The sequence below is a fragment of the Dethiosulfatarculus sandiegensis genome (genome assembly GCF_000931935.2).
GTDB lineage: Bacteria > Desulfobacterota > Desulfarculia > Desulfarculales > Desulfarculaceae > Dethiosulfatarculus > Dethiosulfatarculus sandiegensis.
In genome coordinates this window covers 1-13,240 of the sequence record NZ_AZAC01000001.1, presented here as the reverse complement: position 1 = coordinate 13,240, position 13,240 = coordinate 1, and the positions used below count along the sequence as shown (strand labels likewise).

At 49.0% G+C, this 13,240-nt stretch carries 11 protein-coding genes; 7 read left to right on the top strand and 4 right to left on the bottom strand.

Annotation, left to right across the window (positions count from 1 at the left end):
• The 3 genes from X474_RS00060 to X474_RS00050 form a co-directional block, all read right to left on the bottom strand.
• Entirely contained in the window at positions 1 to 966 is a 966-nt protein-coding gene (locus X474_RS00060; protein ID WP_044346035.1) for an ABC transporter permease, read from the bottom strand.
• Positions 967 to 1,032: 66 nt separating this feature from the next.
• Positions 1,033 to 2,592 carry an ABC transporter substrate-binding protein gene (locus tag X474_RS00055; RefSeq protein ID WP_044346034.1) on the bottom strand — a complete coding sequence of 520 codons (1,560 nt, stop codon included), beginning with the start codon at positions 2,590 to 2,592 and terminating at the stop codon, positions 1,033 to 1,035.
• 263 nt (positions 2,593 to 2,855) lie between these two features.
• Positions 2,856 to 4,043, bottom strand: a complete 1,188-nt coding sequence (locus X474_RS00050; RefSeq protein ID WP_044346033.1) for a M20 family metallopeptidase — start codon at positions 4,041 to 4,043, stop codon at positions 2,856 to 2,858.
• Between the two features lie 479 nt (positions 4,044 to 4,522).
• Here X474_RS00050 and X474_RS00045 point away from each other — a divergent pair, with 479 nt between their 5' ends.
• The 6 genes from X474_RS00045 (at position 4,523) to X474_RS00015 (ending at position 12,238) form a co-directional block, all read left to right on the top strand.
• Complete coding sequence (locus tag X474_RS00045; RefSeq protein WP_052514652.1) at positions 4,523 to 5,191, top strand: GntR family transcriptional regulator; 669 nt, start codon at positions 4,523 to 4,525, stop codon at positions 5,189 to 5,191.
• Between the two features lie 197 nt (positions 5,192 to 5,388).
• Positions 5,389 to 6,930 (top strand): cryptochrome/photolyase family protein, encoded by a 1,542-nt coding sequence (locus X474_RS00040; protein ID WP_044346032.1) that lies wholly within the window; start codon positions 5,389 to 5,391, stop codon positions 6,928 to 6,930.
• A 106-nt stretch (positions 6,931 to 7,036) separates the two neighbouring features.
• The gene (locus X474_RS00035; RefSeq protein ID WP_044346031.1) at positions 7,037 to 7,576 is read left to right on the top strand and encodes a bacterioferritin; all 540 of its coding nucleotides are present in this window, start codon (positions 7,037 to 7,039) and stop codon (positions 7,574 to 7,576) included.
• A gap of 440 nt (positions 7,577 to 8,016) precedes the next feature.
• A complete protein-coding gene (locus X474_RS00025; RefSeq protein WP_052514651.1) occupies positions 8,017 to 9,024 on the top strand; it encodes a helix-turn-helix transcriptional regulator in 1,008 nt (335 codons plus the stop codon).
• A gap of 261 nt (positions 9,025 to 9,285) precedes the next feature.
• Complete coding sequence (locus tag X474_RS00020; protein ID WP_082464044.1) at positions 9,286 to 11,412, top strand: TonB-dependent receptor; 2,127 nt, start codon at positions 9,286 to 9,288, stop codon at positions 11,410 to 11,412.
• Between the two features lie 214 nt (positions 11,413 to 11,626).
• Complete coding sequence (locus X474_RS00015; protein ID WP_044346028.1) at positions 11,627 to 12,238, top strand: hypothetical protein; 612 nt, start codon at positions 11,627 to 11,629, stop codon at positions 12,236 to 12,238.
• A gap of 31 nt (positions 12,239 to 12,269) precedes the next feature.
• Here X474_RS00015 and X474_RS00010 read toward each other — a convergent pair whose 3' ends face one another.
• Complete coding sequence (locus X474_RS00010; RefSeq protein ID WP_156360551.1) at positions 12,270 to 12,443, bottom strand: hypothetical protein; 174 nt, start codon at positions 12,441 to 12,443, stop codon at positions 12,270 to 12,272.
• A gap of 184 nt (positions 12,444 to 12,627) precedes the next feature.
• Between X474_RS00010 and X474_RS00005 the strand changes: the two genes are divergently transcribed.
• Complete coding sequence (locus X474_RS00005) at positions 12,628 to 13,224, top strand: DUF2238 domain-containing protein (protein WP_044346026.1); 597 nt, start codon at positions 12,628 to 12,630, stop codon at positions 13,222 to 13,224.
• The last annotated feature ends 16 nt before the right edge of the window (positions 13,225 to 13,240 follow it).

Here is a 13,240-nt window from a genome sequence, read left to right as displayed (position 1 = left end):
TCACTTCAGTCTGATGCGCGGGTCAAGGAAAGTATAGACCACGTCCACCAGGAAATTGAGAAACACAAATAATAGAGAGACAATAAGCAGGTAGGCCAAAACCACCGGCCGATCCAGGGCATGGATGGACTCAATGACCAGTTTGCCCATTCCAGGCCAGGCGAAAATACTCTCAGTGACCACCGCAAAGGCAATGATATTACCCAATTGCAGGCCTATGATAGTAACGACGGGAATCAGGATGTTTTTCAGGGCGTGGATATACACCACCTTGCCCGCGCTGAGTCCCTTGGCCCTTAAGAACTTGACAAAATCCTGCAGCAAGACCTCCAGCATGCCGGCCCGCACCAGACGTACGATAAGGGCAAGCTGGAAAACGGCGATCGTCAGGGCCGGGAGCAAAAGGTGCTTGAAGCCGCTCCAAGTTACAAAACCCAGCCTTATGCCGAAGATGACCTCGGTCTCCCCGCGACCGGAACTGGGCAGCCAGCCCAGAATAACCGAAAAAATAAGTACTAAAATTATGCCCAGCCAGAAGACCGGTAGACTGATCCCCAAAAGGGATCCCGACATTATGGCTTTGGCAAGCCAGGAATCCGGTTTAACCGCGGCATACATACCTGCCGGCAGGCCTATGATCACAGCCAGGACCATGGCAAATACGGCGAGTTCCATGGTGGCCGGAATTCTCTCTACAATAAGGCCGATGGCCGGTTTGTTGAATACAAAAGACTTGCCCAGATCGCCCTGGAGAGCACTCGCCATAAAGGTCTTGTATTGCACGAAAAACGGCTGATCCAAGCCCAAATGGTGCCTAAGCTCCTCCACCTGCTTCTGGGTGGCTTCGGGTGGCAGGAGCATCTCCGTGGGGTCTCCGGAAAGATACATGATGGCAAACACCACGATGCTCACACAAAGAAGAACCAGAATGCTCTGCAGTACCCGTTTAATCAAATATCCCAGCATGGGGTCCGCCCGGATGCAACTTCCCCGGCCGTATTTAACGGCCGGGGAACTTACTGAAAAAGTTTATTATTTCATTTCCATATCATAGTAACGCATGTAGTGATCGGCCCTGGGCTTCCAGTTAAGTTTTTTGGACTTGCCGTAAAGGTCGACCTGGAAATGCAAGGGAATGAAAGCCTGGTCCTGTTCCAAAGCCAGTTTCTGGGCGGCCTTCATGAATTTCAGTCTTTCCTTCTGGTCCACCGTACTGCCGGCGTCTTCGATCAGCTTATCGACTTCCTTATTGGAGTAGCGGCCACGGTTGTAACGGCCAAAGCCCCGTTCCTTGTCATAGGTATGGGCAATGCCATCCAAAAATGCGGAGGCGTCGCCATCTGCGCAGGCCCAGCCGATCAGGAAGAAGCTGGCTTCCTTGCGGTCGGTCATGGGGAAGAAGGTCTTCTTGGGAAGGGCGTTGACCTTGATTTTGATGCCGAGCTTGGCCAGGCTGGAGGCCACGGCCTGGGCGATCTTTTCATCGTTGATGTAACGGTCGTTGGGAGATGCGATTTCGATCTCAAATCCATTGGGATAGCCGGCTTCCTTTAAAAGTTGCTTGGCTTTTTCAGGATTATAAGCGGGCCGTTTGATGGAGTCGTCATAGCCAAACACGGCCTTGGGATAGAACTGACCGGCCGGGAAGGCAAAACCGTTCATAACGTGCTTGATGATGGCGTCTTCGTTGATGCCCAGGTAAAGGGCTTTTCTGACTTTGGCCTTAAGCAAGGGGTTCTTGCCGTCGGGGCCCTTGGCCTTGGGGCTCTTTTCCCGGTCCTGGTCCATCTGCAGATAAATGAGCCTCAAGCCCGGGCGGGAGATGGATTCAACCTCGCTGCTGCCTTTGGTGCGGGCCACGTCCCTCACCGGCAGGTCGTCGATCAGGTCAACCTCGCCCGAGAGCAGGGCCGCTGTCCTGGTGGCGTCGTTGGTCAGGGGGCGCACCACAACTTCCTTGATCTTGGCCTCGCCGCGGAAATAATCGGGGTTGGCCGTCAAAGTGATATGGTCGCCCTTGATCCATTCCTTGACCTTGTAGGCGCCTGTGCCGTTGGGGTGCTCGGACTGGTACTCGGCCCCGTGTTTCTCCACATAGGCCTTGCACATGATGTTCACCTGGGCCAGTTTGCGGTGCAGGATTCCGAAAGGTTTGGGTGTGGTGATCTTGACCTTGTGAGGCCCGAGCACTTCAACGCTTTTCACCTTGTTGACCGTTGATTTAAAACCGGATTTAGCCCAGGTTTTGCAACGCTCAATGGAGAATTTCACGTCGTCGGCGGTAAAGGGGGTGCCGTCGTGGAACTTAACATCCTTGCGAAGATGAAAAACCCAGGTCACGTTATCCGGGTTTTCCCATTTTTCCGCCAAGGCGGGAACCACATTCAACTCGGCGTCAAAAGCCACCAACCCGTCATAAATATTGTTGTTCATGGAGTTGGTAGGTGTCTCGCTATGGAAATAGGGATCAAGAGATCGCGGTTCAGAGGCCGCGCCATGCACCAGGGGCTTGGCCAGGGCCATAGACGCCCCCGCCAATAAAAGACCCAGGGCCATGACCAGGCTGAAAAGGGCCCATCTGTTTTTTTTCATAACCTCTCCTCCAGCTGATATAAGGTGGCTTTGCATTACCTGGCCAACCGTCCCCCAAATCACTTCGAGCGCCCCCAAAAAGCTATTACTTTTCTGGTTATAGAGGCTGCCAGAACCCGCTCGGCAAGCGAGTCTGAACAAGGCGGTTGATCAAGCCGATCTTTGCCGGTTAACCTTGTCCCTTTTGCGGGAAGGCTGTCCGGATTCTCTTCTTCCCCTTCCAAACACCCTGATCAGCCAATAAAGCCCTTGCCTGTCAGGCGCTAGGCTCCATTGAATTCCCGGGCCGCCTTTTCCTGCAATTCTTCGGAGGCCAGATAGTCCAGAGCGGTCATGGCCAGAAGTTTGGCGGCATCCATCACCGCCTTCTTGCCCTTATCGCTCTGGGTGGCCTCGGCGAATTCCACAGTATGAAATGAAGTTTCCGCACCACAGATAGGCAGGTAAGGCTGAACCACCGGCATAAGTTGGCTCACATTGCCCAGGTCCGTGGAGCCGATACCGATTTCACTGTAATCAGGCTCAAGCCCCAAGGGTTTCATGTTGTTTTTCCAGGCCTCTTCCAAAGCCCGGTTTCTTTTCATGGGGTCTAAAGAAGGTCCCAGCACCTTAACCTCTGCCCGGCAACCGGTGGCAAGGGCGGCGCCCTGGCAGCAATCCTGGAATTTTTTGAACAAAATGTCCAGATATTCTTTATTAATCGTACGTATATAATAAAGAGAGCTGGTATAGTCGGGTATTACGTTCGGCGCTTCACCGCCGTTTTCAATGATTCCATGGATGCGTACATCCGAAGGAAGCTGCTGGCGAAGGGCGCTTATGTTGTTGTAGGCCAGGACCACGGCATCCAAGGCATTGACGCCCTTTTCCGGAGTGGCGGCGGCATGGGATGACTGACCGAAGAACTCCACTCTGGCCTTTATACGCCCCAAGCTGCCTGAACCGAGATGATAGGTCTGACCGGGGTGGAACATAAAGGAAGCGCTGACTCCTTCAAAGATCCCGGCTTCAGCTAAAAGGGCCTTGCCGCCGCCGCCCTCCTCGGCAGGGGTCCCCACCACCATAAATGACCCGGCCAGATCAGGGCGAACCTCAAGCAAGGCCGCAGCCGCACCCAATGTGGCGCAGGCTATGAGATTGTGGCCGCAGCCGTGCCCGATCTTGGGCAAGGCGTCATATTCAGCCAAAAAGGCGATCTTCGGTTCAGTAGGTTTTGCGCCTTTTGGTTTGGCCAAAAAAGCAGTCTCCACTTTTCCGGCGCCCAGTTCAACATCAAAACCATGACCCTCCAGAAATTGAGCGGCCAGACGGCTGGATTCACGCTCTTCATAAGCACATTCCGGATTGTCATACATTTTCCGGGAGATGTCCTCTAGTTCAGGGGCCAGGTTCTCCACCTGCTCCCTAATCCGGGACTTGAAATCATCCAGGGCTCGATTGGGATCTTCCATGTCAACTCCCCATGGAATTAGTTGGGGCGCCCGCCGTGATAAAAGACAGCGAGCGTTAATTAATGCAACCTGAACCAGGTGGAATACTAGACTTTATCCAATATCACCGATTGGATACCACTAAAAACGACGAGCAATATGCTGATCACACAAAAGAATCGTCGCAGGAACAGGTTGTGGCCGGTTTACTTTGACAAATCAGGAAAACGGTTCTTGTAACCGCCGAATGTGCTCCCAATTCCTCTATCTGATCTGGAGGCGACCCTTCGGCAACTGCCCGCTGACACCCCAAAGTCATAAGAGCTGCTAATATCTATTGACAACAAGGTGTATTTCCAATTATTGTCGACAATCGACAGATATCATTAACCGAGATACCTTGTCAACAAAATCTTAATTAGGCCTACCGCAAAATCTATGTTTGATTTTGATGACCAAAAACGGGCCAAAAGGGCAAATTTTGCCAAAATGTGCCGAAAATGAATCGCAAATTAAAAGACATAAACCTTAAAGACACGGGTCTTGCCCAACGAATTTCCCAAACCTTGGTTGAGGCCATTTTGGATCGAAAACTAAAAGGCGGCGACCGGTTGGTGGAAACTGAACTGCAAAAGCACTTCAAGGTCAGCCGCACACCTCTGCGCGAAGCCTTACGGGATCTGGAAAAAAAAGGGCTGGTGGTGATTAAACCCAGGCGCGGAACTTTTGTTAAGGAAATCACCAGGAAAGATATTTTCGCACACTACCCGGTCCAGGCTTCATTGGAGGGGCTTGCCGCCAGGGAAGCCCATAGACACATTAACCCAACCCATTGCCTGAAAATGGAAAACAGCCTCAAGGCCATGGAACAGGCCGCCCAGGCTGGAGACACCAAGGCCTTTTTGGAGCATCACGCCGTTTTTCACACCACATTTATCACTGCCTGCAAGAACCAGCTTTTAATAGACATGATCACTGAGCTGAGATTCCGGGGGGACAGGCTGCGCTACTTTTTCCCCTACACCCAGGACTATTGCCTTAACAGTGTCCGGGTTCATTGGCAGATCAAAGAAGAACTCTGCTCCCCGGACACCAGCCCGGACAAGGTGGAAAAAATCGTCAGGGAACATATCGAACGCCTGGTTAATATGGAGGGATGGGGGCTGTAGGCAATATACCTTTAACAAACAAACCGTAAACTTTAGCCGTATCTCTTTACAGGCAGAGATCCCTATCCTTCCGCCATACCCGCCTTAACCCATCTTTTAAGCTGCGTAATACTGCTTTTTTCTACCAGAAAAGTTACACTGACCTTGCTACCTGAAAACAAATCAGCATACAAAATTCGCGTTTAAGGTTTTTTAAAATGCCGGAAGCCAAGACCCTGCGTTTGATTCTGGGAGACCAACTCAATTCAAACCATCAGTGGTTTGCCCGCCCCGAGCCCAATGCGGCCTACGTATTAATGGAAATCCGCCAGGAGACCGATTATGTGACCCACCACATTCAGAAAATCGCCGCCTTTTTTGCAGCCATGCGGCATTTTGCCGAACGCTTGCGCTCAAAAGGGCATCAAGTGCTTTACCTCCCCTTGGATGACCCGGAAAATCGCCAGGATCTGGGGGGCAACCTACGGGAATTGGTCCGAAAGCATGGTTTCCAGCGCTTTGAATACCAATGGCCCGACGAATACCGCCTGGACCGTCAACTGCTGCAATTGATTGCAGAGCTGGGCATACCCGCTCAAGCCTTTGATTCCAAGCATTTCCTGACCGAAAGACACGAGGTGGGGGATTTTTTTAAAGGGAAAAAACGATTTTTAATGGAATCGTTCTACCGTTTCATGCGCAAAAAACATGATATTTTAATGGAGCAGGGTAAACCGGTTGGCGGCAAATGGAACTATGACCGGAAAAACCAAAACCCCTATGACGGCAAGGCCCCCATACCCAAGCCGCTTGTTTTCTCAAACAATGTCTCTGACATCTACCAAATGATACAAAAAACCAGCCTGAAAACCCTGGGCCAAATTGACCCTCAAAATCTGATCTGGCCCATCAGCCGGCCTCAATCGTTGAAATTGCTGGATTATTTTGTGGAAAACCTTTTGCCGCTTTTTGGGTCCTATCAAGACGCCATGACCCAGGCCAATTGGCATTTGTTCCACTCCCGCCTCTCCTTCAGCCTTAACACCAAGATGATCTCCCCCAAAGAGCTGATCGACTCTGCCGTTTCAGCCTGGCAAGAACACCCAGCTCAAATAAGCCTGCCCCAGATCGAGGGTTTTGTACGCCAGATTTTGGGTTGGCGGGAATATATGAGAGGACTTTATTGGGAGCTTATGCCCGAGCTTTTTGAGATGAATTATCTAAGCCATCAGGGCAAACTGCCCCAGTTCTACTGGACCGGAGAAACAAAAATGAACTGCCTTAAGCAGGTGGTTTCACAATCTTTACGGCACGCTTATGCCCATCATATCCAGCGCCTGATGATTACGGGCAATTTCGCCTTGCTGGCCGGGGTGGAACCGGCCCGGGTGGATGAATGGTACTTGGGAATTTATATTGACGCTGTTCAATGGGTGGAGCTTACGAACACCAGGGGCATGAGCCAGTTTGCAGAGGGCGGACTGATCGCCACCAAGCCTTATGCATCCTCTGCCCGCTACATCAAACGCATGAGCGATTATTGCGAATCTTGCACCTATGATTGGAAAAAAAGGCACGGTTTAAACGCCTGCCCTTTTAACAGCCTTTATTGGCATTTTTTTGAACGCCACCAAAACCGCCTGGCCAACAATCCGCGTATAGGCATGGCTTATCGCACCTGGGCCAAAATGGATGCAAAGGAAAAACGGAAAACCTTGGCTCAGGCCGATGCCTACGGGCAAAACCTGGACCAACTTTAGCCTGAATATTTTTTGACCTAATGCTCAGACAATTGATATGGTTTATATGATCTACGCAAATTATGCGATTAATACCCTAAACCTTTGCTCAAACAGGAGGCAAGATATGTCCGTTGCTAACAAATCGGAAAGAAGGCAACAGGTCATTGAGGTCTTGAACAAGGCAAGGTCCATGGAACTTTTGGCTATCAGCCAATACATGAGCCAGCACTATCAGCTTGATGATAAGGATTATGGGGAACTGGCCGCCAAGATGAAACTTGTGGCCATTGATGAAATGCGCCACGCAGAGCAGTTTGCCGAACGCGTTAAAGAATTAGGCGGCGAACCCACCGCCAGCCCGGACGGCAAGGTTCAAAAAGGCCAAGTGGTAAAGGAAGTTTATACCTTTGATTCCAACCTGGAAGACAATACCATTGACGCCTACAACCAGTTTTTGACCACCTGCCGAGACTGTGGCGACAGCATCAGCATGAAACTGTTTGAAGACATTATTGAGGAAGAACAGCTTCACTTTAATTATTTTGACAACATCAAAGGCCACATTGAAGACCTTGGATCTGCCTACCTCTCCCAGGTGGCAGGCACCCCATCCTCCACCGGACTACAACACCAGGGCTTTGCCATTCAGGAAAAAGGCGGGTAAAAAAACGGCGGCCCGGCCTTTTGGCCGGGCCGCCGGGGATTTAGCCGGTCAAAATCTTTTTCTTGATAATGTGAATTTTCAAACCCGACTCACTGCCCATCCCTTAAATCGCAAAAAACCACTCTGTTTCAGCAGGCTATCCAAAGCCTCCAGCAAATTTAAAATAGCCTTAAACGCTTTAAAATACAGCTCTATTTCCTACATACCAACAAGTGAATACTTACAAAAATAATTCCTTGCAAATAAAATTAAGCAATGCTAAAAAAATATAGAACTAAAAACCCAGAATTTTAAAAAAATTCACCTTAACACCGATTCGCAACACCCCAATAAGTAAAACAAAGAATGACCACAACCGGAGCAAAAAGAGCGTACGCCCCAAAAGGCCTTAGCATCATTCGACTTGTTATTTTCTTTAATAGAGCATTATCAAGGCTGACATGGCCAAGCATGTAGATATCTATAACGGTAAAAACCTATACGGTGAGTTATCTGATCTGGCCAAAATCAACAGCCATGGTCAAGGATATGAACTCTATTTCAAATATCCGGCGGATATGGGCCTGGGTTATATGCATGCCATTAAGCTTAGGCCCGGCCTCATCCTGGTAAGGGGGAATCATAGACCTCACAAGGAATTCCTGGTTGAATATGACAACAACTATGCTCCTGTTGTGTTCACCTACGGGGTGATCGGCACACTGACCCACTCCATATCAGATAAAAACAGCAGAAACGATATTTGCTATACCAGGCAGGGTCAATGCACGATAACCAAGGTTTCCAACGGAAAAAACCTGGTTAAGCTGCAAAACCACCATCAGATCATGCTGATCGGCCTTTTTATCGAACCAGATCTCCTGGGAAGTATCCTGGAAGAGGCTTATGGTTATGTGCCTGAAATATTTGACAATTTAGTAAATGAGCTAACCGGTGATTATTTATTCAGGACCGGTATCGACACATCTTTGGTAGGCAGGCCTGTTGATCAAATCCTTTCCTGCCCCGAGTCCTGCTCAATGAGAAGATTGTTTCTGGAAGCCAAAGCCTTGGAGATCCTTGCTCACAGTATTGAACTTGTGATGAATCAACAACGCAAAGCAACCCAACAACCTCCGCCGCTTCCCAAAGACTACGAGCCAATAATAATGGCGAAAAGTATTCTCTACCAAAACTATGAAAATCCACCGGGTCTATCGGAACTGGCCAGGATGGTGGGGGTCAACAAAAACAAACTCAACCAAGGCTTCCGCAAGGTTTTCGGCACTAGCGCCTTTGAATATCTTCGTATGCAACGACTTGAAAGAGCTAGACAACTGCTGGTGAACAGCCATAAGAGCGTGACCGAAATCGCATTTGAGGTAGGCTATTCCCAGCCCAGTGGTTTTTCCAAGGCCTTTAAGCGGTATTTTGGGGCCAATCCGGTGGATATCCGCACAAAACCTTAAAATTCCCCAACACCACAACCAACTGCCTTGACCAAGATCCCAACCACTTTCAAAAGGGCAGGTGCCTGGACCTATGCCTTAAGCCCCCTCTTTATATTTGCTTCCGCAAAGCAAATAAAAAAGTCCGCATTGCAAAGCGTTGGGTTTAACTAGAACCTAAATTAATTGTGTCTTAAATAGTTAATAGCATTAAAACCAATCGTAAAAGCTACGCCACCGTTCAAAGGGGCTAGCCACTACAAAATTCCACGGCAGGAAAAAATGAAACGACTAAAAGATGCAATACACGCACTGATGATGCTGGCCTTTCTGGCGGGATTAACAGGGTATGCTCCTGCGGAAGCGGCGCAGAAAAACGACGAAAAACCCAATTACGCCATCTCCGACCTCACAGTAACCTCCCAGAAGCGTACGGAAAATATCCAAGAAATTCCCATGAGCATAACTTCCCTAACCGGAGAAGACCTGACAGACAGCGGCACGGTGGATCTCTGGGACGTAACCAGGATGTCGCCCAATGTCTACCTATCCAACAACGCTATTGAAAACATAATCGTCATCAGGGGCATTGCACCTTTCAACATGTCGCTCTATCCGGCCTGCGGGGTGTATGTTGACGATATTCCGATGCCTTTGCAACACCAGCACAACCCGGATTTATATGACATAAAGCGGGTGGAAATCCTGCGCGGCCCCCAGGGCACTCTTTATGGGCGCAACTCTGAATCCGGGGTCATAAACATCGTAACCAGGCAGCCCGGCAACAAATTGAGCGGCAATTTGCTGGGCGAGATCGGTTTTTATGACACCGGCCATGGTGATATTCCCCTTTATCGCGGCCAAGTCAACTTAAACGCCCCCATTATCCAGGACAAGCTCGCCTTTAGAATCGCCGGGCAATGGCACGCATCCAATGGATTCATGGAAAATACATTTAGCGACACAGATGACGCTGCCAGATACGACAACAAAAACCTAAGGGGAATCTTCAGGTGGACGCCCAATGAAAACTGGGATGTAAGCGCTATTTTGGATGGTGAAAAAGGTGACAATGGCGACGGCCAGTACCGCTACATTAAAGGTCCTTTGAAAACACCGCGCCACATCATCAATTATAACGACAGCGACGGCTATTGGGACCGAGAGGGATCGGGTCAAGCGCTGCGGGTTAAATATGACGGCCCCTCTTTTAATTTCACATCCATAACCGGGCGCCGTTCTTTTGATACGAAATATTATCAAGACCTTGATCTTGGGCCTTCTCCCTTTGGCTATTCAGACATGGATTACAACACCGATTCTCTAAACCAGGAATTTCGTCTTGCCTCCAAGGAGGACGGCGGCCCGCTCAAGTGGCTGGGCGGAGTTTTTTTATTCAATGAAGATTCAGACGCTAATGTTAATTTTGCCGCTTACATGCAGGAGCATAAAGCAGACTGGACCAACGAGGGTGCCGCCATGTTTGGTCAGCTGACCTACACCCTTTTTGAAAAGCTTCATCTTACCGGCGGCTTGCGGCTGGATTACACAAAAGGCAGCGGCAACAAAACCTATACCTTGATGGGCCGCTCCAATAATTTCAGCCAGGATTTTGACAATACGGAATTATTGCCCAAGGTGGCTGTATCCTATGACGCAACCGAAAACATCATGCCCTATGCATCGATCAGCCGGGGCTATCTCTCCGGTGGCTTTGCCTATGCCACGGCTCAGAACAAGCAAAGCTTTGTTTATGATCCCGAATACTCCATGAACTATGAAATGGGCATAAAAACCAACTGGTTTGATAACCGCCTCACGGCCAACCTGGCCCTGTTCCGGGTTAACATGACAGACCGGCAGATCTATCAGCAGGTGCCCGGCGCGGCGGCGATTGTGAGAGTGGTTGAAAACGCAGGAGAGGCGCACAGCCAGGGCGTTGAGTTTGAATTACGCGCCAAACCGGCTCAAGGTCTGGAATTTTCGGCCGGATTCGGACTGATCCAGGCCGAAGTCGATGAATGGAAGAAAAAGCAGGCCAACCCACTCACGGGCCGGACGCAACTCGTTGACCTGAGCGGCAAAAAACTGCCCAACGTCCCCTCCTACACCTTTAACATCGGGGCAATGTATCGCCACTCCACAGGATTTTTCGGAAGAGTAGACCTTAACGGCATTGGTGAAATCTATAATGATGCGGAAAACACAAGTGACCTCAAGGCCGATGCCTATGAACTGGTGAACCTGGCGCTTGGCTATGAAACGGAATTGTTCACCTTCACTCTGTGGAGTAAAAACCTGTTTGATCAAGAATATTATAATCGGCTCAACAGCTGGGTCGGCGGCGGGGTGATCGGCATAGACGGCGAACCCCGCAGCGTGGGGCTTACAGTAACCTATAGATTCTAAAAACCAGTCTGGTAAAACAGCCCGGATGCTGGTATCCGGGCTGTCCTCTAAACCATTCAGAGTAGCGGATAAAAAATAGCCCTGGAGGCCTGAGGCGGACCGCCGAGGTCGATTTTAAAGGTTATGATGCATTACCGTACTTGCGACCAGATCTTAAATGTTTAATAATCATATAATATTGATTCATCCTTAAAAAACAAAGCGGGAAATATTTATGATTTGGGAATCGGGACCATGGAAAGAAGAAATAGCCCGGATAGCAGTCTCGTTAAAAAAGCGTAAAGGCCAAAAAAGATGGTATGAGCCGTCATATGTAAATTTTGAAAAAGAAATATTTTTTGCCGCATACTTCATTAGAAAGTTACAAGAAGCGCATAAAATTTCTGACGAGATAAAAACACATACAATCAAAGCATCAGAATTCAAACCAACTAAAAGACCTGTAGATATCATGAATAGGTACAAGATTGAGGAACTTTACAATCTCTCCAACCCAAGCGGATGTAGCCTATCTTTAATGGAATTTTGCAACCAAATTATCCATAGTTTTGTATTTATACCAAGCTTTATCGATCCCCCCCTAAGGTTAGATGGCTTTTTTGTTACCTCTGACAGAAAAAAAGAAATAAGTTTATTCCATTTTAAAATCGATAACGTGATTGAATTATTACTTAAAATATCTAATGACTGTATTGTATATTGTAAAATGCTAAGAGACAAAAAGACAAAACAAATAAAGGTAGTCAAAAATTCATCCATATTAGATAATCATACAAAAAATTTCATTTCATCAATCAATTCAAGACACCACAAAAGTGGGGAATAAAAACTTTCTTTCGTAATGACCTGAGCGGCTGTCAGGCCGATCTGGAGTATTTGGAAGCGTTACATAACCGGTCTGCCTCGGCAACCAGTAAGTCGTTTAAGATCTGCTCCACTGTTTCCCTGACCATTTCGTCTAAGTGGACCCGAGTTTTATCTTTGTCGATATGTATGACACGTCCAAGCTTTTTGGTGCTATTCTTGTCCAAGGTGCTGGTCCTTTTGTTTGTTGAGTGAAACTTGATAATTTCCATTTCACCATGCGAAGACCACCGTCTCCTATTAAAAGTAAAAAAATATCTTACGTTGTCTTGAGTTAAGAATAATCCCGCTCTTTATTAACTTAAAATTTCACCCCTCTCCCGGAGGATTGCCTTGCCTGCTCGATTAGGGATGCCGGTTTTCTATCTGGTTAGTTTTCTTGCGGTATTGGTCTGGTCCCTGGTCCGGCCCTATGACTATTTCACCTGGTTTTTGGAGGTGGTTCCTGCCCTGATCTATGCCGTTGTGCTGATAGCCCTTTACAAGCGCCACAAACCCACCCCCCTGCTCCTGGGCCTTATCTGGGCGCATTGCCTCATTCTCATGGTCGGCGGGCATTACACCTACGCGCGCGTGCCCCTGTTTGATTGGCTTAAAGAAGTCATGGACTGGCAACGCAACAACTACGACAAGGTGGGGCATCTGGCCCAGGGCTTCATACCGGCGATCATTGCCCGGGAAGTGCTTTTGCGGTTGAATGTACTGAACGACCGGCGCTGGCTGGCTCCCATCTGCACATGTATTTGCCTGGCCATTAGTGCGGCCTATGAATTGGTGGAATGGGGCGTTGCGGTGATGACCGGCGAAGGGGCTGAAGACTTTTTAGGCACCCAGGGGTATGTATGGGACACCCAGTCCGACATGGGCCTCGCCTTTTTGGGCGCGATATTGGCCCTGGCCCTGCTCTGGCGACTGCACGACCGGCAACTGGCAAGGCTTAGAGCCTAGATGTTGTTGTCAAACA